We start from the raw sequence: 24,314 nt of genomic DNA on the forward strand, positions 1-24,314 counted from the left end.
CGGGTACTAAACGTGACAGAAAAAGAAACGCTTGAAGAAGTAAAGGAAGAAAAAGCCAAAGAATATGATGCCAGTCAGATCCAAGTCCTTGAAGGCTTAGAAGCCGTGCGCAAGCGTCCTGGGATGTACATTGGCTCGACTAGCTCACAAGGTCTGCACCACTTAGTCTGGGAGATCATCGATAATGGGATCGATGAAGCTTTAGCGGGCTTTGCCGACGAGATCAATGTGATCGTGGAAAAAGACAACAGTATCACGGTCAAAGATAATGGACGTGGGATCCCGGTCGATATTCAAGAAAAAACGGGCCGGCCAGCGTTAGAAACCGTCTTTACTGTGCTTCATGCCGGTGGTAAATTCGGCGGTGGCGGTTATAAAGTCTCCGGTGGTCTTCATGGGGTCGGGGCCTCAGTTGTTAACGCCCTTTCAACGAGCTTAGATGTTCAAGTTAGACGTGAAGGCGATACGAACGTCTATGGAATGGACTTTAAACTCGGTAAAGTCGACCATGTGATGGAAGTCGTGGGGCAAAGTCAACCACATGAACACGGGACGACCGTGCATTTCTTGCCTGATCCAGATATCTTTACAGAAACGACTGTCTATGACATCAAAGTTTTGACGACGCGGATCCGGGAATTAGCCTTTTTGAACAAGGGCTTAAAGATCACGATCGATGACATGCGTCCCGAAGAACCGACCCACGAAGAATTCCACTATGCTGGTGGGATCAAACACTATGTGGAATTCTTAAACAAGGGCAAAGAAGTTCTGTTTGATGAACCGATCTATGTGGAAGGCCAACAAAAAGGCATCACAGTTGAAGTAGCATTACAATACACAGATGATTTCCACTCCAACTTGTTGACCTTTACCAACAATATCCACACTTATGAAGGTGGGACCCATGAATCGGGGTTCAAGACTGCTTTGACGCGTGTTATCAACGATTATGCGCGCAAATCTGGGCAGTTAAAGGAAAATGAACCGAACTTGTCGGGTGAAGACGTACGTGAAGGTTTGACCGCAGTCGTTTCCGTCAAGCACCCTGATCCACAGTTTGAAGGACAAACTAAGACTAAATTGGGTAACTCCGATGCTAGAGCGGCGACCGATAAGACATTTTCCGAAACTTTCAGCAAATTTATGCTGGAAAATCCAAATGTAGCACGCCGGATCGTGGAAAAAGGGATGTTGGCAGCCAAAGCGCGGGTAGCAGCTAAACGAGCACGTGAAGTTACACGCAAGAAAAATGGTCTCGAGATCTCAAACTTGCCAGGAAAATTGGCGGATAACACCAGCAAAGACCCTGAGATCTCAGAATTATTCATCGTCGAAGGGGACTCCGCGGGTGGTTCAGCTAAGCAAGGGCGTTCACGTTTGACCCAAGCTATCTTACCGATCCGTGGGAAGATCTTGAATGTGGAAAAAGCTACATTAGATCGGATCTTGGCCAACGAAGAAATTCGTTCCTTATTCACAGCTTTAGGCACAGGCTTTGGGGATGACTTTGATGTGGATAAAGTAAATTACCACAAATTGATCATCATGACCGATGCCGATGTCGATGGAGCTCATATCAGAACCTTATTGTTGACGTTATTCTACCGCTTCATGCGCCCAATGATCGAACGGGGCTATGTCTATATCGCACAGCCACCATTGTATCAAGTGCGCCAAGGCAAGATGATCCGTTACATCGACACTGATGAAGAATTAGAAGAAGTATTAGGTCAATTACCACCAAGTCCAAAACCAGTTATCCAACGTTACAAAGGTCTGGGTGAAATGGATGCTGAACAATTGTGGGAAACTACGATGGATCCAGAAAACCGCCGCCTTTTGCGGGTCGAATTATCGGATGCGATGGAAGCAAATGAAGTCTTTGAAATGTTGATGGGCGATCAAGTCGGTCCAAGACGTCAATTCATCGAAGAGAATGCGACTTTCGTAGATAACTTGGACGTTTAATGAGAGCAGAGCAATAAGTTCTGCACATAATGCACAGTTTAGTGTGAATAAACTGTGTATAAGTTTGAAATTTATGTAAAAAGTAAGAAAAGAAGTGGAGGCACAGGACGTGGTAGAAGTACCTAACAGAATTAACAATGTTGATTTATCCAAAGTCATGCGGACCTCATTTTTAGATTATGCGATGAGTGTTATCGTTGCGCGCGCTTTGCCTGATGTGCGTGATGGCTTGAAGCCTGTTCACCGCCGGATCTTATACGGGATGAATGAATTAGGTGTGACTCCGGATAAACCATATAAGAAATCAGCCCGGATCGTTGGGGATGTTATGGGTAAGTACCACCCTCATGGGGACTCGGCGATCTATGAATCGATGGTCCGGATGGCGCAGGATTTTAGCTACCGTTATCTCTTAGTCGATGGTCACGGTAACTTTGGTTCGGTCGATGGTGACGGGGCTGCTGCGATGCGTTATACCGAAGCGCGGATGTCTAAGATCACGTTGGAGATGTTACGTGATATCAACAAGGACACGATCGATTTTCAGCCAAACTATGATGGCACCGAACGTGAACCCGAAGTTTTACCTGCTCGTTTCCCTAACCTATTAGTCAACGGGGCAACTGGGATCGCCGTCGGGATGACGACAAATATCCCACCCCATAACTTGGCTGAAGTTATCTCAGCCTTACATGTGTTGATGGAAAATCCCGATGCAACGACGGCTGACTTGATGGAAGCTTTGCCCGGGCCTGATTTCCCAACTGGTGGGATCGTGATGGGCAAATCTGGGATCAGAAAAGCTTATGAGACTGGGAAAGGCTCAGTTACTTTACGGGCTAAAGTTGAGATCGAGGAATTAAAAAATAGCCGTGAACAGATCATTGTGCATGAGTTACCATACATGGTCAACAAGGCTAAATTGATCGAACGGATCGCTGAATTAGCGCGCGATAAGAAAATCGAAGGGATCACCGATATCAAGGATGAATCTGACCGTGAAGGGATGCGCATCACGATCGATGTGCGCCGTGATGTCAGTGCCTCAGTTGTGTTGAACAATTTATACAAATTGACTTTGATGCAAACTGCCTTCAACTTCAACATGTTGGCGATCGTTAATGGAACGCCGCGGGTCTTGAGCCTAAAGCAGATCTTGACATATTACTTGAAGCATCAAGAAGAAGTCATCCGGCGGCGGACCCAATTTGATTTGAAAAAAGCGCAAGCAAGAGCACATATCTTAGAAGGTCTACGGATCGCCCTAGACCATATCGATGCGATCATCAACATCATCCGTAATTCTAAGAGTGGTGATATCGCTAAAGATCGTTTGATGAATGAATATCATTTGAGTGATAAACAAGCCCAAGCGATCTTAGATATGCGTTTAGTTCGCTTGACCGGTCTGGAACGTGAAAAAGTTGAAGCTGAATATCAAAAGACGATGGAAGCAATCGCCGATTACAAAGATATTTTAGCGCACGAAGAACGTATCTATCAGATCATTTACCAAGAATTATTGGAGATCCAAGAGCGCTTTGGAGATGATCGTCGGACTGAGCTTATGGTCGGCGAAGTCTTGAGCATTGAAGATGAAGACTTGATCGAAGAAGAAAATGTTGTGATCACCTTGACGCATAACGGCTACATCAAGCGTTTGCCAACCAGTGATTTTAAAGCACAACGGCGCGGTGGTCGTGGTGTCCAAGGGATGGGCGTGCACGATGATGATTTCATTGAACACTTGATCACGACTTCGACCCATGATGAATTGTTGTTCTTCACGAATGTGGGTAAAGTCTATCGCATGAAGGGCTATGAAGTTCCAGAGTATGGTCGAGCTGCTAAAGGGATCCCGGTGATCAATTTGCTAGATCTCGATAAAGAAGAAAAGATCCAAACAGTGATCAACGTTGAAGCTGATAAGCGTGACGATTCGCACTTCTTATTCTTCACTACGGTCAAAGGTACAGTTAAACGGACTTCCGTGACTGAATTTGGCAATATCAGAAAGAATGGGTTAAAGGCGATCTCCTTACACGATGGCGATGAATTGATCCATGTTTCGATCACAGATGGTGAACAAAACATCATCATCGCAACGCATGGTGGTTATGCCGTCAGCTTTGCCGAAACAGCTGTCCGCCCAATGGGACGCTCAGCAGCTGGGGTCCGCGGTATCCGCTTGCGTGATGAAGATCATGTTGTCGGGGCCTCGATCTTACGGCCTGACAGTAAAGTCTTTGTCATCTCTGAAAAAGGTTTCGGTAAGCAGACACCGGCTAGCGAATATCCGATCAAAGGGCGTGGTGGTAAAGGTATCAAGACCACAAATATCACGGCTAAAAACGGTAACCTCGCTGGTATGACAACGGTCAATGGGGATGAAGACATCATGGTCATCACAGATAAGGGTGTCATGATCCGCTTTAACCTCGCTAATGTTTCTCAAACTGGTCGGGCAACACTTGGGGTCAAGTTGATCAACTTAGACGATGATGCTAAGGTTTCAACGATGGCTAAAGTTGAAGCTGAATCCACTGAGGAAGAAGAAACGACTGAAGAATAAAACTGTGGATAACTAAAATTCATTCTAAAAATAATTTATCCACAAAAAAATCCACGGTACTCCTAGGAGTGCTGTGGATTTTTTGCGTTTATAGATAATTATTTGCCGACAACGCTGATACGTTCTTTGATATGGTCACCGTTTTGGATCTCATCGGCCATGGCAAGGGCGTAATCAGCATAACTGATGATGCTTTCGCCACGGTCGTTAAGGGTCAATTCTTCACCAGCAAGGATATATTTACCCGTACGTTTTCCGTCAACTTGGAAATCAGCGGCGGGGCTGATGAAGGTCCAATCAACATCATCATGTTTGCGTAGTTCGGTCAAGGCATCAGTTTGAGCTTTGGCTAAAGCGTAAAATTCGGCTGGAAAATCTGGCGTGTCGACTAACTGAGTCTTGTGTTCTGGGTCATCATAGAGGCTACCAGCGCCACCAACGATGAGCAAACGAGTCTTGGTCCCAGCTAAAAGAGCGGTCAAGTGCTTGATGACTTCAACGTGTAAATGAAGGGTCTCAGGCGCAAAAGTCCCAAAAGCATCAACGACGACCTCAAATTCGGCAAGATCGGCTTTAGTGAGCTCAAACAGATCTTTTTGGATATATGTTTGAGCGACCGTAGTATTTTGCGCTTTACGACCAAAACCAGTTACGTCATAACCACGCTCGACTAATTCTTTGACGACTAAGCTCCCAACACGTCCGTTAGCACTAATTACAGCAACTTTTGTCATAATAAATTCCTCCATTTGGTTGTAATTGTTTTTGTTACATTTGCTTGATGAGTTTAGTTTATCTTTTTATAAATGTAATGTCAATCATTACAACTAAAAAATATTTTATTTTTTTGTGTTTACCTATAATTAGCGGAAATAAATTTTTTTGAAAAAAGAAAAAATTTTCGCCAGCAATTGCGTATTTATAAAGTGTAGCCGTAGTTCAAAATCCCTTGCAAAATAGGTTTAATAATGTTATAATTCTATTTCGTGAGTATCTAAACAAAATTAGCTTTAGATTCTCCTTGTTCTTACATTAGATAAAGAACCAATAGTCCATAAGGAGGTGCAAACAGTCATGACAAATTATGAAATTACTTACATCATCAACCCATCACTTGACGAAGCAGCTAAGAATGAATTAGTTGAACGCTTTGACAACATCTTGAAAAATGATGGTGCTGAAATCGTAGAATCAAAAGACTGGTCTAAGCGTCGTTTTGCTTACGAAATTGGTGGTTTCACAGAAGGTGTCTACCACATCGTAAACATCAAAGCTGAAAACGCAGACGCTATCAACGAATTTGACCGTCTTTCCAAGATCAATGATGGTATCTTACGCCACATGATCGTTAAACGTGAAGACTAAGATAGACTATAAATAAAGTAAAGGAGGAAATGAACTTTGATCAATTCAGTTGTTCTAGTAGGTCGTTTGACCCGAGATCCTGAACTGCGCTACACGCCTTCAGGGGCAGCCGTGGCAAGCTTTACTGTCGCGATCGACCGTCGGTTCACTAACCAACAAGGTCAACGTGAAGCTGATTTCATCAATTGCGTAATGTGGCGTAAAGCAGCCGAAAACTTTGCTAACTTTACCCACAAAGGTTCCTTAGTTGGGATCGAAGGACGGATCCAAACCCGTTCTTATGAAAATCAGCAAGGTCAACGTGTTTATGTTACTGAAGTTTTAGCTGAGAATTTCTCACTTTTGGAATCCAAGGCTGAATCAGAAAGGTATCGTGCCCAACACGGCAACAGTAACGCTAATGTGCAAGGTTCAGCTCCTTCAAATGATATGCAGTCATCTAATCCATTTGGGACTCCAGCAAATAATCAGACCAATGATGCTTTTGGTGGTAATGGTTTTGATACCAATACAAACAATAGTAACAATGCTGCTGATCCATTTGCCGGTGGTCAACAGATCGATATCTCAGATGATGACTTACCATTCTAAAATTGACAGGAGGGAAATCTAATGCCACAACAAAGAAGAGGCGGACGTCGCCGTCGTAAAGTTGACTTCATCGCTGCTAACCACATCGAATACATCGACTACAAGGATACAGATCTTCTTAAGCGTTTCATCTCAGAACGCGGTAAGATCTTGCCACGTCGTGTAACAGGTACTAGCGCAAAGAACCAACGTAAACTTACAGTTGCGATCAAACGTGCACGTATCATGGGCTTATTGCCATTCGTTGCCGAAGATTAATCAAAAAACGTCTCATTGCGAGGCGTTTTTTTGTTTGGGCGATTTTTTTGAAAAAAGTTTTTAAAAATTTCGTTTTTAAAGACGAACTATTATATTTTTTTATTGGGTATTATACGATTTATAAGTTAAAGAGTGAAAAATGATTTTAAAGATTCTAGTGGTAAATCTTTTGTTTATGAAGGTATAGACCTATGTGTGGATAAAGTTGTGGAAAACTCAAATGTAATAACCGAACGTTATCTATTATGAAAAAAATATAATTTAAATTCTTAAGAAAAAATCAATAAAAAAGTTAGCCATTTTGGGTCATTTAGGTGTATTATAGATATGTAGATTGATGATGAATCAATCTTCTCCCCTTTTTATGTAGTAAGTGATAACTATCTTAGATTTACTTTAGGATAGTATTTCCCCAATAACATAACCTTTTTCTCCGTGATTTTCCCCGATCACGGAGTTTTTTTATGTTCGCGAATACAAAACACGGGATCTACCACGATGTAAAAACATTGTAGTAGATCCCGCGTTCTCACATGCTCAGTGATGACGATAGCTCAATTAGCTTAGCTCGAGAGTCCTAGCAAATTCAGTTCCGTTTGAAAGTACGGTAAAGTTTCTAAAGTCGATCGTGGTCGACGCATCAAGTTTAGAAGCTAGGTGCATTGGATCATTGATTTTGATATTTTGGTCGGTAAGCCAAGATATCACTTGTGGGATCGCCTGAGTCTCGCCATTTAACAGTTGGATCTGGCGGTCGTCAGCTAACTCGAGTATCAGTGAAAAGATAAAACGCTCAGTCAGTTTGGGTAACGGTCGGAGCGTGATCTTAGCCAAATACATTCCCAGACAAGCCTGGGTGATCTGGTCGGGTAATAGGGTAAGCATTAAATTGTCGCGGTCATCGAAGAGCTTGAGATGTGTTGCTTCAAACTGTGTTTTCGCAAAAGCAAGTGAATTTTTACGAAATAAAATTGCAAGTGGCAGTTAGCGATTGGTTCCGTAAAATGTCCGCCCATTAAATTCAAGTGTAGTGAAAAATGGAGCGGCATACAAATTAGTAGCTAAATCGGTAAAAACGATTTTTTTCATCTTAGACCTCATTTCTATGAATTAACTAGCATAATTTATAAATGTCATCTTCTGCACACTAGCCCCACCATAATAATATGTGATATCGCCCAGGTGAGACAAGCACTCTTTATAGAAGAAATGTGGTATTATGGAATAAAATAGCAACGAGGGTGAAAAAATGGTCAAAGGATTGGTTTTAAGTGCAATAATTTTTGTTCTAGGAGTGTTTGAACTTTATGCTACATATCGCTACTATCACAAATTAGTCGTGGCAGATCGCAAAAATATGCTTTCTGGTGGCCGTTTGTGGTTAGGGATCATCAGTGGTGGTTTATTGTGCGCTCTTGGGATCTTTTCGGCTTTAGGCGTATTACAGGGTGCATAGGTTGCGATATGAGTTCCTAGTTGCAAAGAGCCCCCCAGCAAATGTATCTGCTGGGGGGCTCTCCCGTATGGTCTTATTAATTAAACAGACTCTTGATCCATTCGATGAAGCGGGCAAACCAGCCTTTTGCTTGTTCAACGGCTTCTTTAGCTTGAGCACTGTTAGCCCAGTCTTTAGCCTTATTCATCAAATTACCCGTCGAATCTTTAACGTTATTGATCGTGTTCGTCACGTTATTGATATATGTCTTGCTTGAGCTGATCGGTGAATTTTGGAAGTTTACCAAAGCGCCTGAGATCTGTGTTACTTGCTCTGAGGTCGTTTGGTTTTGAATGCCACGGTCAGCCAAAGCCTTATTTAACATATCTTCAATGTCTTGTTTTGTAGCTAGTTCTTGGTTGTCTTGTTTTTGTTGGGCCAATTGCTTGGAAACATCACCAATAGCTGCCATCAGTTTCCCAGGATAGGTCTTGTCATCTTTGTTAGCGTCGATCGCCGGTTGGGTCGCTGAAAGCATCTCATTGGCTGTCGCTGTGTTTTCTGTGTTCAATGAAACGCCATCTTCGGCTAAGGCCTTGTAGACCCCAGTCAAGGCTGATTCACCTGAAACAGGACGATTAGCGGTCACAACGATGCTGACATCTGTTACCCCCGCCATTTGAGCGACCATTGCGTATTGTTGGGAAGTTACTTGGGTGATATTGTTAGAACCATTGTAGTCTTTGATGTTGACCTTGACCCCAGAACCAGGATCTCCGGGTGCGATCGCAACTGAGCTGATCATTGCAGCGTCAGTCGTATTGCTAGAGCCATTAGCGATATATTTGTTGTAATCAGCGGCGGTAGCGGTCAAAGTCTTGAACGAAGAATCAGTTTCAAATACTTTAGCTAAATTTTGGCGTGCTTCTTGGCTCGTGCCGGCTCCATAGACGACATAAGCGGAATTTAACGTATGCGTATTACTGCTACTTGCGGCTAAAGCCTTGGGAGCACTGGTCAAAGTTACCCCTAAAAAGGTCAGCCCTGCCAAGAATGCAGTTGCTAATTTTTTTAATTTCATCTCTAAAACACCTCATTAATTTTATATCTAGCTACATTTTAATTTTACCACCAGAAATCAATTCTTGTCTTTTAAGAAAAAGATATAAATATCGTAAGAAAAACTTAGGAAAATCAACGTTTGAAAATCAAATTACACACAATATATAGATTTAATAAAATTAGAATTACAATATATTGTGTTTTTTCGGTTGAATTTAGTCAGAATGCATGGCTATAATAGTTACATTGCAATTTTTAAATGCAAGAAATTATTGTCTATCGGAAGGAAGTTTTTAGATGTTTGAACGTTATCAAGATGTATTGACCCATTTGCCAGAATATTCCAAGAATGTATTTCGGAAGGGATATTTCAAATGGTTGTTGAATCAATGTAAAGGTTGGGGGTATTTTAGTTACTTCTTATTGGCGTTCAACTTTGTGCTCCAAGTTATCTCGTTGGTCGATTCTTTTAGCCAAACGCCAGTCCAGTCACTGTTAGCCTTTGTTGGGGGCAATCTGTCCGTGGCATGTGTGATCGGGATCTCGAACTTATCCGGGATCCAAGGCTGGTGTGGTGCGATCTCAGCTATTTGTATCGCAGCAACAGGTTTTATGGCAAAAAATTATGCGACCGCTTGGGAACAGATCGGTTATTTGATCTTTTTAGATATTTTTTGCATTTTAGATCCAAAATGGAACGATGATATCCAAGCGGAAAAACTAGAAAGTGGGCTTGAATGGATCAAATATGGCTTATTTTTTGTAGTTGCTTGGTTATGCACCTATACGATCTTTAGCTTTACGAATGATCCCCGGGTCTTTTTGGATAGCTTGAACTTAGCGATGGCGATCACGGGGGCATTATTGGAATTGAATCGTAAACGTGAACAATACTATGTTTTCACACTGGCATCAGTCTTTACGATCGCTTTATGGGTCCAAACGATGTTGCAAGGTGATGGGAATTTTGCCTTGATCTTTAGTTACAGTGTCTTTTTCTTAAATGATATGTATGCCTTTTTCAGCAAGAACAGCTGGTTTAGAGGGGAAGTCTCAAAGAAAGCTTAAAATTTAGTTTTGAATGGCTGACAATAAATAGTCGCGGGCGTATACTTAAACTAAGTGAATAACTTAACTCATAACACTAAGCTACGGGTCAGCCCGTGGCTTTTTATTTTGGGCAAAGCAACTTGATTTTTCAAGCTATTATAGTCATACTTACTGAGAGTCAAACTCGTTTGTGATAGAATAAATAGCAGAAGTATAAAATTAGGTTAAGAATTGGGAAAGGAATGCGGGGATAAACCAGTGAAAAAATTTTTTAACAAAGATTTTTGGCAACTGCCTGAATTCATGTATGACAGACATTTGCGTGTGTTAGCTTGGATGTTGGCGTTTGTAGCGGTCATTTGTGTGATCCTGGCCTTTAGAACCAATATTATTCTAGGATATATCAGCATGGTCTTTACACTTATTGTGACCGTAGTTGCCTATATTACTTTAAAACAAATTACTGAAGATACAACTGAATACATTTCTGATCTGTCTTATCGGATCAAACGCGGTGAACAGGATGCGTTGATCAAAATGCCGATCGGGATCTTATTTTACGACAAAGAGGGTCATATCGAATGGATCAACCCTTATATGCAACGCTATTTTGATAATCAAGAGGTGCTGGGTAAGCCGTTAAAAGAGGTCGATCATCAGCTCTATGAGCAACTCGAGGCTAAACAAGACAATAAAGACAAAGATATCGAAGTCAAATTGCATGGACGAGCCTTTAGTCTGATGGTCCAAAAAGACATTGATGCGCTGTACCTGATGGATGTGACGCATTATGCCGAGATCCGACAAGAATACGAAGATACGCGGTTAGTGATCGGACAGATCTTCTTGGATAATTACGATGAAGTTACCAGTGCGATGAACGATAAAGATATTTCTAACCTGGGAAATTTCGTGACGAATGCTTTATCAGATTGGGCGCGCGAATTTGGGATCTACCTCAAACGTGTTGATGAAGATCACTTCTTTATCTTGACGTATGCTAAGACGCTCAAAGTATTAGAAGAAGAAAAATTCAAGATCCTAGATGAAGTGCGCAAGTGGACGTCCAAGCAAAATTCGCCAGTAACGCTTAGTGTAGGGATCGCATACGGTGGTTCTGATCTGACCCAACTGGCAAAGCTCTCACAAAATAACTTAGATCTTGCCTTGGGACGTGGGGGCGATCAGGTCGTCGTCAAAGCGGTCGATGGCCAAGCCCGTTTCTACGGGGGCAAGACCAACCCGATGGAAAAACGCACCCGAGTTCGGGCACGGATGATCTCACAAGCGTTGACCGAATTGATGAATCAAGCCGACCAGATCTTTGTGATGGGCCATCGCCATCCAGATATGGACTCTCTGGGTGCCTGCCTAGGGGTGCGTCGGATCGCAGCGATGAATGGCAAGCAGTGTTGGATCGTCTTAGATCAAGAAGATCTCCACTCAGACATTGAGCGTTTGTTAGAGGAGTTGGAACAATATCCAAATATCAAGGGGTCAATTATAACCCCGGAAATGGCCTTGGAAAAAGCTACTAAGGATAGCCTTTTGATCATGGCTGACCACTCGAAACCATCAATGTCGATCGCACGACCGCTCTACGATAAGCTCAAAAATCGTGTCATGGTGATCGACCATCATCGCCGGGGCGAAGAATTTCCCGATAACCCGATCTTGGTCTACATCGAACCGTATGCCAGTTCGACGTGTGAGTTGATCACTGAGCTCTTTGAGTATCAATCAAAAGACAGTGAACCGATCAATAAATTGGAAGCCACGGCAATGCTGACAGGGATCATCATTGATACACAATCATTTGCTTTGCGGACAGGAACGCGAACTTTTGATGCAGCGAGCTATTTGCGCTCGGTTGGAGCTGATCTGGTGATGGCGCGGCATTTCATGAAAGAAAGCGTCAATAGCTACATGCAACGCAATCATTTGGTCGAACGGACTGAGTTTACTGAGGGAGACGCAATCTGCTGTGGTGAAGAAGATCGAGTCTATGATCCAGTCATCGCCGCTCAAGTTGCTGACTCACTGTTAAATGTCAGTGGAGTGGAAGCCTCTTTTGTGATCACTAAGCGGGCTTCAGGCAAGATCGGCGTTTCAGCGCGAAGCAATGGGACTAAGAACGTGCAGGTGATCATGGAAGAAATGGGTGGTGGCGGTCACTTATCCAATGCTGCGACCCAGATCGCTGATACGACTGTGGGTGCGGTCAAAGAACAACTGCTTGCAATTCTTAAACAAGAGCAGGAAAATAAAGAGTAGAAGAACTACGTATGGGAGGATTTTTTTATGAGAATCATTTTTACACAAGACGTGCGCGGTAAAGGCAAACGCGGTGAAGTTAAGGAAATTCCAGATGGATACGCAAACTTCTTGATCAAGAGCAATAAGGCTAAGCAAGCTGATGCAGCAGCGATGAGCCAATTACGTGGTCAAAAGAGAGCCGAAGCCAAAAAAGAGGCTGAAGAATTAGCCGAAGCAAAGGTCCTCAAAGAAAAATTAGAATCTGGCAATTATGTCGTTGAGATCAAGGCAAAAGCTGGGACAGATGGTCGTTTATTTGGCTCGATCACATCCAAGCATATCGCCCAAGCTATGGAAAAACAACACGGCTTAAAGATCGACAAGCGCAAGATGGAATTAGCAGCACCGATCCGTGCGAGGGGATACGCCAATGTCCCTGTTAAGTTGCACAATGAGGTTTCTGCTAAGATCCGCGTGCACATCTCAGAACAATAAAATAGCTTAATAATAGCCCGCTAGAGTAGATCTGGCGGGCTATTTGTGTAGGTGGTAGGGAGGGTGAGGATATAAAAAGCATAGTTGAACTGTTGGTTTTTTGTGGACTATCTAAGCTTATTTACAATAAAGTTAAGCGGCATTTTGCCATTTGAAAAAACTGGGTTCGACGAAGATCAGGGACCATAAGTTCTTTGGCAGCAAGTTGCATAGTCGGATTTTCTAATTTACTCAGTGCAAGTGATTTAGGTAGGATAGTTACCAAGTAGCGAATAACACTAGGTAAAATGAAATATTGTTTAGGGCTATATGGAAGTCGACCACGTGCTACTAGTAGATAGCAATCTTCAAACTGGATAATAGTCCATCTACTGTCAAATGGTGGCTCAAACATTCCTTGATCGGGCATGATATAAGCTGTCGGATATCGTTTGCGTATTTTCTTTAGTGTAGAATTGATCGTGATATAAAACAAGGTAATATTTTTTAAATTTTGGGGGTCAGTGATATATAGGTAACAATAGATTCGACCAGCCTATTTTTTATGTTATAATTTCAAGTTGTACACTTAAATTACAGAAAGGATGAAGCTGGTTGGATAATGAACTTTTAAATGACAGCTTACCACCGCAAAATATTGAAGCAGAACAAGCTGTTTTAGGGGCTGTCTTCTTGAGTCCTGATGCTTTAGCTGATGCGATGGAATTTGTGGAAGCTAAAGATTTTTACCGGCGTGCCCATCAATTGTTGTTCCAAGCAATGATCGATTTAAACGACGATGGAGAAGCAATTGATGTTTTAACGGTCAATAACCGCCTTGAGATGAACAACCAACTCGATGATGTCGGTGGGGTCGCCTACATTGCTGAATTGGCTTCATCCGTGCCGACAGCAGCCAATGTGGGATATTACGCCAAATTGGTGGCAGAAAAAGCTGTCCTCCGCCGGGTGATCGCAGCGGCAACCAATATCATCACCCAAGCCAAAGAACAAGATGAGCCCGTTGCCGATATCTTAGAATCGGCAGAACGGCAGATCATGGAAGTGGCGGAAAATCGCACTCAAAGTGGCTTTAAAGAGATCAGTAAAGTTTTGACTGATTCCTTAGATGAGATCGATAAATTGTCGCAACAAGATGAAGATATCACCGGGCTTGCAACGGGCTATAAAGATTTTGACCATATGACAGCTGGGCTACAGCCAGATAACTTGATCATCTTGGCTGCCCGCCCGGCCGTGGGTAAGACGGCCTTTGCCTTGAATATCGCGCAAAATATCGGGACTTCGACTGATAAGACGATCGCATTGTTCTCTTTAGAAATGAGTGCGGAATCGCTAGTTAACCGGATGTTATGTGCAGAAGGGTCGATCAGTGCTAATCACTTGCGCACCGGGCAATTAGATGAGCAAGAATGGGCTAATCTGATCGTGGCAGTCGGGGCCCTTTCAAAAACGAGTATTTATATCGACGACACGCCAGGGATCAAGATGTCTGAGATCCGTGCCAAGAGTCGGCGGTTAGCTAAGGAAAAAGGCGATCTCGGTCTGATCGTGATCGATTACCTACAGTTGATCGAAGGCTCTAACAAAGAAAGTCGTCAACAAGAAGTTTCTGAGATCTCGCGTCAATTAAAGAAATTATCAAAAGAGCTCTCAGTTCCGATCATCGCCTTATCCCAGCTCTCACGTGGGGTCGAACAGCGCCAAGATAAACGGCCGGTGTTGTCCGATATCCGTGAATCTGGATCGATCGAGCAAGATGCTGATATCGTAGCGTTCCTTTACCGGGATGACTACTATGAGCGAGCTGACGGGGATGACGATGATACAGACAACGATGGCCAACCGGAAAATCAAGATGTCGGTGAAGTTGAACTGATCATCGAAAAGAACCGTGCTGGTGCGCGTGGAACGGTTAAGCTTTTATTTATCAAATCATATAATAAGTTTGCCAATATTGCCTATACGCCAGAACCGCAGTAAGTTTTGACAATTGGCGTAATAAAGGGTAATCTAAGGCAGTAAACAGAGTAAAAGGAGAACAAACATTATGTGTGGTTTTGTTGGGTATGTAAACCAAACTGATATTCCAGATAACACAATTGAAAAAATGGCGGATCGTATCCGTCACCGTGGTCCAGACGATGAAGCATATTTTGCAGACGAAGGGGCTGCAATGGGATTCCGTCGCCTTTCGATCATCGACTTGGCTCATGGTAAGCAACCAATGTATAACAGTGATGAAACTAAAGTCTTGACCTTCAATGGTGAAATTTACAACTATCGCGAAATTCGTGAAGAGTTGAAAGCTTTAGGGTACGAATTTAGAACAGATGTTGACTCAGAAGTTTTGATCCATGGTTATGATGCTTGGGGTCCTAAATTATTAGATAAACTACGTGGAATGTATGCTTTTGTGATCTATGACCGCAAGACTAAAGAAGTCTTTGGGGCACGTGACCACTTTGGTATCAAGCCAATGTATTACTATGATGATGGCCAAAGTTTCTTGTGGGCATCTGAGATCAAAGCTTTCTTAGATCATCCAAAATTTGTGAAGGAATTTAATGAAAAACTTTTACCAATTCATTTGAGTTTTGAATTTATCCCTTCTAAGGAAACAATGTTCAAAAATGTCTACAAGCTTTTGCCAGGTCATTACTTTATCCATAAAGATGGCAAAACAGAGATCCATCAATACTACAAATTCAACTACGATCACATTGATGAAAATCAAACGATCGAAGGCGATGCTAAGAAGATCCAAGGCTTAGTCGACAACTCAGTCAAGGCTCACATGGTCGCAGACGTTGAAGTTGGTAGTTTCTTATCCAGTGGTGTCGATTCAAGTTATGTTTTGAACGAAGCTGCTAAGTTAAAACCGATCAAGTCATTTTCACTTGGGTTCAACAACTCCAAATATAGTGAATTAGATTGGTCTTCTCGCTTTGCTAAAAAGATCGGTCAAGAAAATACGCAGATCACGATGGATGGCGATGATTACTTCGACATCTTACCAACGATCATGTACTACATGGACGAACCACTTTCTAACCCATCAGCAATGCAACTTTACTACCTTTCCAAGGGAACTAGAAAACAAGTTAAAGTTGCGCTTTCTGGTGAAGGGGCTGACGAATTCTTCGGTGGTTACAACACTTACTTAGAAGCTCGTCCATTTGAAAAATATCAAAAATATGTTCCAGCTGGTTTGCGGAGCGCACTTGCTAAGATGGTGATCAACTTACCTCGTTTCCATGGCCAACGTTTCTTGGTCCGTGGGGCACAACCATTGAGCGAACGCTACTACCGGGTAAACTATGTCTTTAACTATCATGATCGAGACAAGATCTTGAAGAACAAGGACTTAAACGTTGATTCCGGTGCTTACACCAAGCATATTTTTGATGACGTTAAAGATAAAGATGAAATGACGCAAATGCAATACTTTGATATCAACACTTGGTTACCATTTGATATCTTGCATAAGGCTGACCGGATGAGTATGTGTAACTCACTTGAAGTGCGGACACCATTAGTTGATAAAGAAGTGGCTGCCTTTGCGGCTACAATGCCGATCAAGACACGTATCCGTGGCGATGAAACCAAGGTCTCATTGCGGACGGCAGCTGCAGCTGAATTACCAAAAGATGTGGCAAACAAGGAAAAACTTGGCTTCCCATCCCCAATTGCTAGCTGGATCAAAGAAGACAAGTTCAGAAAGCGGATCGAAGAAGCCTTTACTTCTGATGTAGCTAAGAAATTCTTCGAACCAGAGGCCTTACTTGAGATCTTACAAGAACATATCAACGGTAAGTCTTCAATGCAAAAGATCTTCACTATCTACACCTTCATCTTATGGTATCAAGTGTACTTCCCAGAAGACACGACAGCGGATACTGTAAGCAAGGTAAAGATCACAAAATAATCTTTTCCCCCAGTTGAATGACTGGGGGTTTTTGTGTATATACAAAAATGCAGGGAGTTTGATGCTATTGGCAGTATTAGGGATACTGGGCAGTGGAATAAACGAGAATTTATAAGTGTAAAATGCACGTTCAAACAAAAATATTGTTTGAAGTAGCATGAAAAACTATGATTAAGGGTAAAAATGAAGGATTTGGATGCGTAAGGCTACGGAAAGGGCAGTGAAGCAAAATAAGTAGCAGATAGTGTCTCAAAAATGATACACCTGTATCTTTTTTGAAGAAAAAGCAGATAAATAAAGTTTTAGCGACTATAATCAAGATGTTAGCAAGTACTATATTGCTAATTAGGGAATATCTTAGGGAGATGAATGAGCATTTGACTGAGACATTTGTTGAGTAGCTTACAAGAAATGGTGACGTTGCTGGTCCTAGGTCGGGCAGTACACCCATCCAGTAGATCGTCCGAACTCAGGCTATGTTTGTTTTTAGTGCACTATAAGATAAGTGGTGGATCAGAGATCTTTATGGTTTTTGGTCCACTATTTATGTGGTAGATCAAATAAGCAGGTAGCCTTCCTTGCTACGGGAGGCTACCTGCTTTTAGTTAGTTATCTGTAAAATGGTCTGTTCAAATTTTTCAGCCAAATTAGGCATATCGAGAAATTTAGCGGTCGCAATGCATTTAGTTAATGGACGGCGCCAAGTATTGGCTGGTTGATGGAGTAATAATTTCTTGAGATTGGTAAAAAATGTGAGTAACAACTTTTCGTAGACCAGATTTTCAGTCAGGTCATAATTTTCGAGTAACGTGAGATAATGTGAAGCATTGACGTAATTTTGGTGCTGAATAAAATAAAAAATAATATCACAGATCAAATTGAAACTTTTCTGATTATACGGTGTAGCACTGCCAAATTTAGCTAGATTACGTTCGATCTTGGCCAAAAATGGTTCGAGTTCTGCGGGGGAAAGTGCGGGTAAGATCAATTGGAAGAACTTAAACTCATAGTCGGTCCAAGAAAAAGCTTGGATCAAATATGTGTATAAAGCATTGTCACTTAAGTTATATGGTTGTGACTTAAGTTGACGGATCACTAGATCTAAGGCACCTAAAACATGGGTGTAAAAATCATTGTGCTTTGGCTGGGCGAGTGATTGCGCTTGGCGATAACAAAGGATCAGCCCCTCATGATCCTTTGCTCGCGCAGCCAGGATGACTTTGAGAAAGAACGTATCTTCTTTAGAAGTATTATAGCCGTTAGCAATATATTCTAGCTTGGAAAATGAAACATGGAGCTGATCGAGTAAAGCGAGTAAGTGTTGGCTATAGATATCGGTCTTTCCAGAAATAAAACGGTTGTAGCTTGAACGCGACATATTATCGCCGATCAGGTCAGAGACCTTGATGTTCTTGTTGGTTCTAAGCTCTGAAATAACTTTGTGATATTCCATTGCTTTAAAGCGCTATATAGCGAATATGGAATTATGCAAGTTGCATAATTTAGAAAGAAATATAGCTTTCCTTTCATAATTTTGTGCAATAACTACGGGAAAAGTAAGCCCATCTTCCACATTTTACCTTTCTAAGATGGTTTGTAGCTCAGTTATGGGGGAGTTTGCTTTCCATAGTAGTATTAGTTTTATCTTTTTATATATAGTACTTTCTAAGGAGAACGTTTACAAGAAAAGTGTCTAATCTGACACAAAAGTACCTTTTTAGCACAAAAACAGGTCAAAAAACTAAAGATAGATTAGAATATAGCTATAGATCAGCTAATATATATCTGTAAGAGAGAAACACAAAATCCATAAAAGAGACACTTTATTACAGAAACGCATCCACCCAATATAGCTCCTGTATAATATATTGCTGATTTTTGATGGATCAGACTTTGATTCATTATTTAGGTTTGAGACTTAGTATATGAGTTTTGATCTGATACGCACAATATAGCTTAAGATCCCACCCAGATCTTAAGCTATATTGTGCGTGTAGAGTGTAAGCAAATGCGATAAATAAAAGAGCCTTACCCTGATGTGTGACATCGTGGTAAGGCTCTTATTATTGACAGTTATTTTTGTTCAAAAAAAGCTTCATAAATGTATTTGACAGCTTTATCAGCATCAGCGCTCTTAGTCCCGAGCATGATCGAAACTTCAGATGACCCCTGGTTGATCATGTGGATGTTGATATTGTGATCTGAGATAGCTAGGATCACATCTTTCATGATCCCGATACGATTGATCATCCCTTCGCCAACGACCATGATCAAGGCATAGTCATCGATCCAGCGCAATTCATCGGGTTGGATCACCGCACGAATATCACGGGATACGGCTTCTTTTTTAGCTTCAGTCAACTGACTGTTATCAAAGATGATGGTCAGATCATCGATCCCAGAAGGCATGTGTTCATAGGAGATCCCGTACTTGTAAAGGATGTTTAAGATCTTTAGAGTGAACCCGACTTCTTTGTTCAACAGGAATTTGTGCAAGTACAGTGCGGAAAAATGTTTAGCACTTGAGATCCCAGTGATCGGGGTGATCGGAGTAAATTCTTGATACGGAATGATCATTGTGCCGGGACGCTCTGGATGGTTAGTATTTTTAACGTTGATCTTGACCCGTCCTTCGATCGCAGGGACGATCGCTTCATCGTGAAAGACCGAAAAACCAGCATATGAGAGTTCGCGCATCTCACGGTAAGTCATTTTGGTGACCGCGTATGGATCATGGACTAATTTAGGATTAGCCGCGTAGATCGCATCCACATCGGTAAAGTTTTCGTAGAGTTCAGCGTTTAACCCGCGGGCCACGATCGCCCCGGTGATGTCTGAGCCACCACGTGAGAAAGTCGCGATCTCACCTTCTTTTGTTACCCCAAAAAACCCGGGAAATATCAATTTCTCATCCGCATAGTCTAAACGAGCTAAGTTCTCATAAGTCACGGGTAAGACTGTGGCGTCGTTAGGATCAGAGCTGACTAATAAGCCAACTACACGGGGATCGATGAAACGAGCTTTGATCCCTAGATGATTTAAGATCAAGGTCAACAGGCGGGCATTGAAATATTCCCCATGTGCTTTAAAAGCTGCTAAAAGATATTCGGCACTGGGATAAGTCCGCTCTTGGAGCTGTTGTAATTCTTTTTTGAGCCAAGTAAGTCCCTCAGCTGGTAACTCAAAAGTTTGGGCGATCTCTTGGTAGCGGTCAAAGATCTTTGCTTGGACTTCTGTTGTATCTAGATAATTTAAAAATCGTTCCGCATAAGTGATCAAAAGGTCGGTCACTTTGATATCATCGCTAAAACGTTTGCCCGGAGCCGAGGTGATCACGGCTTGGCGCTCTGGTTGAGCGGTCACGATGGCGATAACTTTTTTGAACTGTTCTCCGTTAGCTAAAGAACTTCCACCAAATTTAACAACTTTCATAACAAAAAACCTCTATATCTTATCTAATTTTGCTCAACGAGTTTGAACACTAATTTTTTCATATCTTTAGGATCACAAGTCAGATCATGTAAGAGTGGCGCAGTAAAGAGTTCCGCGATCGTTTGCGGATAAGGCTGGGCGATCACTTGCTGTAACTGTTCCAAGGCCGCTAATCCAGTGGCTTCTTGGCGCTTGTCTAAAGCATCTAAGACAGCTTCTGGGAATTTATACGGGCTAGCAGTAGAAACGACGATCATCGGAGTGAGGTCGTCTGTCTTTAACTGGTATTGGCGGGCGACAAACGAACCGACTGCAGTATGAGGATCGAGCGGATAAGCTTCTTTTTCAAAAACGCGTTTGATCTCGGTCGCTGTCTGGTCGATCGTGGCGAAATCAGCAAAGAATTCAGCTTGTAATTTAGCGATCAACTCAGCGTCAAGCGTATAAACGCCACGAGTACTGAGTTGGTTCATCAATTGCGCCGTTTTAGCTGCATCTTGGTCTAACGTATAGAATAATAAGCGCTCTAAGTTGCTGGAGACTAAAATGTCCATCGAAGGCGAAGTCGTCACGTGGAATGGACGTTTGCGGTCATAGATCCCGCTGGCAAAAAAGTCAGTTAAGACATTGTTTTCATTTGAAGCACAGAGCAATTTTTTGATCGGTAGCCCGAGTTTTTTAGCGTACCACCCAGCTAAAATATCGCCAAAATTCCCCGTTGGTACACTGAAGTTGACCGCTTGCCCTGCGGTGATCTTACCGGCTTTGAGCATTTGGCCATAAGCGTAGAAGTAATAGACCATTTGTGGGAAGAGACGCCCGATATTGATCGAGTTAGCTGAGGAGAATTGATAGCCCTGCTGACGTAGCGCAAGTATCATATTAGGATCATCGAAGATCTCTTTGACCTTGGTCTGAGCATCATCGAAGTTTCCCGTGATCGCCACGACATGGGTATTAGCGCCGGTCTGGGAGCGCATTTGCTTTTCTTGGACTTCGCTGACCCCGTCTTTAGGATAAAAAACGATGATCTGGGTATCTTTAACGTCGGCAAATCCCGCCATGGCAGCTTTACCAGTGTCACCTGAAGTCGCAGTTAAGATCACTGTTTTTAGCGCTGTTTGATTTTTTTGGGCTGCTAATTGCAGTAAATGAGGCAATAATTGCAATGCAAGATCTTTAAAAGCGATCGTTGGACCGTGGAATAATTCCAAATAAGCGAGCTCATCGGTGAATTTGACGGGCGTGATCTGGGGTGAGGTAAAGTTATCCCCATAAGCTTTGGCAATACATTCTTGTAATTCGGTAGCAGTATAATCACTAAAGAATGGTTGTAAAATTTTTAAAGCCAATTCTTGATAAGTTAATTTTGGTAGATCCATTAATTCCAAGTTTAGTTGGGGTAAATGATCTGGGACAAAGAGACCGCCATCGGGACTCAGGCCTTGTAAGACAGCTTGTGAGGCTGAAAAGGGAGTAGCATGGTGGTCACGCGTGCTACGGTATGAAATTGCCATAAGCTCACATTCCTTTCGAGTAAATTTGAGTTCATACTACCAAAGTAAAGTTAAAATAACAAGTAAAATTTATTAGTTAAATTAAATTAGGTGTTTAAAATATTTTGAGTGGAATTTGAATATGTTAATATTAAGAAAATATGACTTTTTTAGACACGGAGGAATGCGCGCATGAAGACGATCGATATTGGGATCTTAGGCTTAGGAACAGTAGGTAGCGGGGTCGTGAAGATCTTACAGGATAATGCACAAAAGATCACAGACATCACGGGTTGCAAATTAAATGTCAAAACGGTGGTCGTGCGTGATGTGACCGCTAAGCGCAACGTGGATCTGACGGGGATCGAATTGACCGATGATTTTACCAAGTTAGTGACCGATGATGATATCAAGATCGTCGTCGAAGTGATGGGGACAGTCGAGACTGCGCGGAGTTATATCAAGCAACTACTCAATGCCAAAAAACATGTGGTGACGGCTAACAAAGATCTGATCGCCCAACATGGTCCTGAGTTATCCGAGCTTGCCAAACAAAATCACTGTGATCTCTTTTATGAAGCTAGCGTTGCTGGGGGGATCCCGATCTTGCGTACGATCGTCAATTCATTTGCGGCCGATCAAGTAGAGTCGGTCTTAGGGATCGTCAATGGGACGACGAATTTTATTTTGACCCAGATGACACAAAATGGACTCTCATATGCCCAAGCTTTAAAACTTGCGCAGGAAAAAGGTTTTGCAGAAGCTGATCCAACTAATGATGTCAAAGGTAAGGATGCTGCTTATAAGATGATCATTTTGACGCAGTTTGCCTTTGGGAAAGATATCACCGTCGATGATGTGAAGCTCGAGGGGATCGATGGTGTGCAGCTGGCCGATATCAATGAGGCGGCCCAACTAGGCTATACGATCAAATTGTTAGGGATCGCTAAGCTCATCGATGATAAATTGGACGTTTCAGTCGGACCAGTGCTCGTCCCTAGTTCACGTCCGTTGGCAGCGATCCAAAATGAAAATAATGCCGTTTTAGTGACCGGTAAGGCTGTCGGCGAGACGATGTTTTATGGTCCAGGTGCTGGTGAATTGCCGACCGCTAACAGTGTTTTGAGCGACATCATCGCGGTCACCAAAGATATCGTCTTAGAGACTACTGGTAGTCGCTTTAACGGCTATGTCAAAAACGTTGCTTTGGCCCCAGCAAGTGATGTGATCTATCCATACTATCTTTCTTTGGTACTTCCCGACAAACCGGGACAGATGTTGAAATTAACTGAGATCATGGCCAAACAAAAGGCTAGCTTCAATGTGATCAAACAGACTGGTGAAAGCCAAGGTACGGCGCGGATCTCGCTTGTAACACATACGATGACCGAGGCGCAACTGAATGCGATCAAGGCAGAGTTAAAAGAAATGCCCGAGATGCAGTTACTGGCTGCGTATAAAGTATTGGAGGGGTAATGTATGCAAAAGATCATTGTACCCGCTAGCAGTGCTAATTTGGGCCCCGGCTTTGATTCCCTAGGGCTAGCCGTTGATCGTTATTTGACATTAGAGGTGTTGGAAAAAATGCCTAACTGGCAGATCGAACATGACCTTGGCCCGGAAGTTTCACATGATGAAACCAATTTAGTCATTAAATCAGCTTTGACCTTAGATAAAGATCTCACACCGCACAGAATAAAAATGAACTCTGAGATCCCCTTGGCGCGTGGCCTTGGCAGTAGTTCGGCGGCGATCGTGGCGGGGTTGAAATTAGCCCAAGTTTTATCGGCTAAACAGTTTTCGGACCAAGAATTACTTGAGGTAGCTACTAAGCTCGAAGGTCATCCCGACAACGTGGCTCCAGCGTTATTCGGGGGACTGACGATCTCACTGATAGTAAATGAGCGCCCACAAACGATCAAGGCTACCTTTCCTGAGATCGGGCTGTTAGCGTATATTCCTGATTTTGAATTAGAGACTAAGGTCAGTCGCAGCGTCTTACCCGAACGATTGGAATATGCGACTGCAGTCCGCGCGGGAAGTGTGGGCAATGCTTTAGTGGCAGCCTTATTGACTGACGATCTAGAGCTGGTGGCTGAATTGATCGAACAAGACGGCTATCATGAGCCGTACCGTGAAAAATTAGTCCCGCATTTAAAAATTTTACGTGAATTAGGCCATAAAGTAGGGGCTAAGGGTACGTATTTGAGTGGGGCTGGCCCGACTGTAATGACGCTGATCGCACCTGAAAAGATGGCTTCATTCATCAAGGCTGCCAGAGAACACGGCTTGACCGGTGAATTTACCCAATTAGCAGTCGATCAAAAAGGCGCCCGTAGTGAAGAAATTTAAATAACCTTGTTAAAACAGACCTAAAACTAGGAAGAGTAGTTTTAGGTCTGT

General features: G+C 42.6%; 19 protein-coding genes. 13 read left to right on the forward strand and 6 right to left on the reverse strand.

Features of this window, described 5'->3' with window-relative positions; translation table 11 throughout:
- The first annotated feature begins 12 nt into the window (after positions 1-12).
- A complete protein-coding gene (gene gyrB / locus ABT996_RS02910) occupies positions 13-1,971 on the forward strand; it encodes a DNA topoisomerase (ATP-hydrolyzing) subunit B (RefSeq protein WP_010690100.1) in 1,959 nt (652 codons plus the stop codon).
- 109 nt (positions 1,972-2,080) lie between these two features.
- On the forward strand, positions 2,081-4,543 hold the full coding sequence (gene gyrA, locus ABT996_RS02915; RefSeq protein WP_035447011.1) for a DNA gyrase subunit A: 2,463 nt from the start codon (positions 2,081-2,083) through the stop codon (positions 4,541-4,543).
- Positions 4,544-4,641: 98 nt separating this feature from the next.
- On the opposite strand, the gene ABT996_RS02920 is transcribed toward gyrA, so the two are convergent.
- Positions 4,642-5,277, reverse strand: a complete 636-nt coding sequence (locus ABT996_RS02920; protein WP_035447007.1) for an NAD(P)-dependent oxidoreductase — start codon at positions 5,275-5,277, stop codon at positions 4,642-4,644.
- A gap of 340 nt (positions 5,278-5,617) precedes the next feature.
- Between ABT996_RS02920 and rpsF the strand changes: the two genes are divergently transcribed.
- From rpsF to rpsR, 3 genes are read left to right on the forward strand one after another with little or no spacing between them, the layout of a single operon-like run.
- Positions 5,618-5,908 (forward strand): 30S ribosomal protein S6, encoded by a 291-nt coding sequence (gene rpsF / locus ABT996_RS02925; RefSeq protein WP_004049701.1) that lies wholly within the window; start codon positions 5,618-5,620, stop codon positions 5,906-5,908.
- Positions 5,909-5,944: 36 nt separating this feature from the next.
- On the forward strand, positions 5,945-6,499 hold the full coding sequence (gene ssb / locus ABT996_RS02930) for a single-stranded DNA-binding protein (RefSeq protein ID WP_010690103.1): 555 nt from the start codon (positions 5,945-5,947) through the stop codon (positions 6,497-6,499).
- Between the two features lie 21 nt (positions 6,500-6,520).
- Positions 6,521-6,757, forward strand: a complete 237-nt coding sequence (rpsR, locus tag ABT996_RS02935; protein ID WP_003695889.1) for a 30S ribosomal protein S18 — start codon at positions 6,521-6,523, stop codon at positions 6,755-6,757.
- Between the two features lie 558 nt (positions 6,758-7,315).
- On the opposite strand, the gene ABT996_RS02940 is transcribed toward rpsR, so the two are convergent.
- Complete coding sequence (locus ABT996_RS02940; RefSeq protein WP_036687233.1) at positions 7,316-7,642, reverse strand: hypothetical protein; 327 nt, start codon at positions 7,640-7,642, stop codon at positions 7,316-7,318.
- Positions 7,643-8,006: 364 nt separating this feature from the next.
- Here ABT996_RS02940 and ABT996_RS02945 point away from each other — a divergent pair, with 364 nt between their 5' ends.
- Positions 8,007-8,213, forward strand: coding sequence for a hypothetical protein (locus ABT996_RS02945; RefSeq protein WP_010690109.1), 207 nt, complete (start codon positions 8,007-8,009; stop codon positions 8,211-8,213).
- Positions 8,214-8,289: 76 nt separating this feature from the next.
- Here the strand turns inward: ABT996_RS02945 and ABT996_RS02950 are convergent, their stop codons facing one another.
- Positions 8,290-9,273: a DUF1002 domain-containing protein gene (locus tag ABT996_RS02950; protein ID WP_035447000.1), complete on the reverse strand. Its 984-nt coding sequence runs from the start codon at positions 9,271-9,273 to the stop codon at positions 8,290-8,292.
- 278 nt (positions 9,274-9,551) lie between these two features.
- Here ABT996_RS02950 and pnuC point away from each other — a divergent pair, with 278 nt between their 5' ends.
- The 5 genes from pnuC (at position 9,552) to asnB (ending at position 16,983) form a co-directional block, all read left to right on the forward strand.
- Positions 9,552-10,322 (forward strand): nicotinamide riboside transporter PnuC, encoded by a 771-nt coding sequence (gene pnuC / locus ABT996_RS02955; protein ID WP_035446998.1) that lies wholly within the window; start codon positions 9,552-9,554, stop codon positions 10,320-10,322.
- A gap of 240 nt (positions 10,323-10,562) precedes the next feature.
- Entirely contained in the window at positions 10,563-12,578 is a 2,016-nt protein-coding gene (locus ABT996_RS02960; protein ID WP_010690112.1) for a DHH family phosphoesterase, read from the forward strand.
- A 27-nt stretch (positions 12,579-12,605) separates the two neighbouring features.
- Positions 12,606-13,055, forward strand: a complete 450-nt coding sequence (gene rplI, locus ABT996_RS02965) for a 50S ribosomal protein L9 (RefSeq protein ID WP_035446996.1) — start codon at positions 12,606-12,608, stop codon at positions 13,053-13,055.
- Positions 13,056-13,649: 594 nt separating this feature from the next.
- Positions 13,650-15,038, forward strand: coding sequence for a replicative DNA helicase (gene dnaB, locus ABT996_RS02970; protein WP_010690115.1), 1,389 nt, complete (start codon positions 13,650-13,652; stop codon positions 15,036-15,038).
- Between the two features lie 67 nt (positions 15,039-15,105).
- Positions 15,106-16,983: an asparagine synthase (glutamine-hydrolyzing) gene (gene asnB / locus ABT996_RS02975; protein ID WP_035446991.1), complete on the forward strand. Its 1,878-nt coding sequence runs from the start codon at positions 15,106-15,108 to the stop codon at positions 16,981-16,983.
- 601 nt (positions 16,984-17,584) lie between these two features.
- Here the strand turns inward: asnB and ABT996_RS02980 are convergent.
- The 3 genes from ABT996_RS02980 to thrC form a co-directional block, all read right to left on the reverse strand.
- On the reverse strand, positions 17,585-18,436 hold the full coding sequence (locus ABT996_RS02980) for an Rgg/GadR/MutR family transcriptional regulator (protein WP_005922574.1): 852 nt from the start codon (positions 18,434-18,436) through the stop codon (positions 17,585-17,587).
- Between the two features lie 620 nt (positions 18,437-19,056).
- On the reverse strand, positions 19,057-20,415 hold the full coding sequence (locus tag ABT996_RS02985) for an aspartate kinase (RefSeq protein ID WP_010690119.1): 1,359 nt from the start codon (positions 20,413-20,415) through the stop codon (positions 19,057-19,059).
- 23 nt (positions 20,416-20,438) lie between these two features.
- Positions 20,439-21,932 carry a threonine synthase gene (gene thrC / locus ABT996_RS02990; protein WP_035446987.1) on the reverse strand — a complete coding sequence of 498 codons (1,494 nt, stop codon included), beginning with the start codon at positions 21,930-21,932 and terminating at the stop codon, positions 20,439-20,441.
- Between the two features lie 171 nt (positions 21,933-22,103).
- Between thrC and ABT996_RS02995 the strand changes: the two genes are divergently transcribed.
- Together ABT996_RS02995 and thrB are read left to right on the forward strand one after the other, a co-directional pair.
- Positions 22,104-23,387, forward strand: coding sequence for a homoserine dehydrogenase (locus tag ABT996_RS02995; protein WP_035446985.1), 1,284 nt, complete (start codon positions 22,104-22,106; stop codon positions 23,385-23,387).
- A gap of 3 nt (positions 23,388-23,390) precedes the next feature.
- Positions 23,391-24,263: a homoserine kinase gene (gene thrB, locus ABT996_RS03000; protein ID WP_035446983.1), complete on the forward strand. Its 873-nt coding sequence runs from the start codon at positions 23,391-23,393 to the stop codon at positions 24,261-24,263.
- Positions 24,264-24,314: the final 51 nt, after the last annotated feature.

It is taken from the genome of Ligilactobacillus sp. RTP31139st1_D10_RTP31139_211217 (assembly GCF_040226755.1).
Lineage (GTDB): Bacteria > Bacillota > Bacilli > Lactobacillales > Lactobacillaceae > Ligilactobacillus > Ligilactobacillus animalis.

Bases quoted from the DNA above. Each gene is read 5' to 3' on its own strand.
- ABT996_RS02920 (WP_035447007.1), bottom strand. From the start codon at position 5,277: ATGACAAAAGTTGCTGTAATTAGTGCTAACGGACGTGTTGGGAGCTTA.
- rpsF (WP_004049701.1), top strand. From the start codon at position 5,618: ATGACAAATTATGAAATTACTTACATCATCAACCCATCACTTGACGAA.
- rpsR (WP_003695889.1), top strand. From the start codon at position 6,521: ATGCCACAACAAAGAAGAGGCGGACGTCGCCGTCGTAAAGTTGACTTC.
- ABT996_RS02940 (WP_036687233.1), bottom strand. From the start codon at position 7,642: ATGCTTACCCTATTACCCGACCAGATCACCCAGGCTTGTCTGGGAATG.
- ABT996_RS02945 (WP_010690109.1), top strand. From the start codon at position 8,007: ATGGTCAAAGGATTGGTTTTAAGTGCAATAATTTTTGTTCTAGGAGTG.
- ABT996_RS02950 (WP_035447000.1), bottom strand. From the start codon at position 9,273: ATGAAATTAAAAAAATTAGCAACTGCATTCTTGGCAGGGCTGACCTTT.
- pnuC (WP_035446998.1), top strand. From the start codon at position 9,552: ATGTTTGAACGTTATCAAGATGTATTGACCCATTTGCCAGAATATTCC.
- rplI (WP_035446996.1), top strand. From the start codon at position 12,606: ATGAGAATCATTTTTACACAAGACGTGCGCGGTAAAGGCAAACGCGGT.
- asnB (WP_035446991.1), top strand. From the start codon at position 15,106: ATGTGTGGTTTTGTTGGGTATGTAAACCAAACTGATATTCCAGATAAC.
- ABT996_RS02980 (WP_005922574.1), bottom strand. From the start codon at position 18,436: ATGGAATATCACAAAGTTATTTCAGAGCTTAGAACCAACAAGAACATC.
- ABT996_RS02985 (WP_010690119.1), bottom strand. From the start codon at position 20,415: ATGAAAGTTGTTAAATTTGGTGGAAGTTCTTTAGCTAACGGAGAACAG.
- thrC (WP_035446987.1), bottom strand. From the start codon at position 21,932: ATGGCAATTTCATACCGTAGCACGCGTGACCACCATGCTACTCCCTTT.
- ABT996_RS02995 (WP_035446985.1), top strand. From the start codon at position 22,104: ATGAAGACGATCGATATTGGGATCTTAGGCTTAGGAACAGTAGGTAGC.
- thrB (WP_035446983.1), top strand. From the start codon at position 23,391: ATGCAAAAGATCATTGTACCCGCTAGCAGTGCTAATTTGGGCCCCGGC.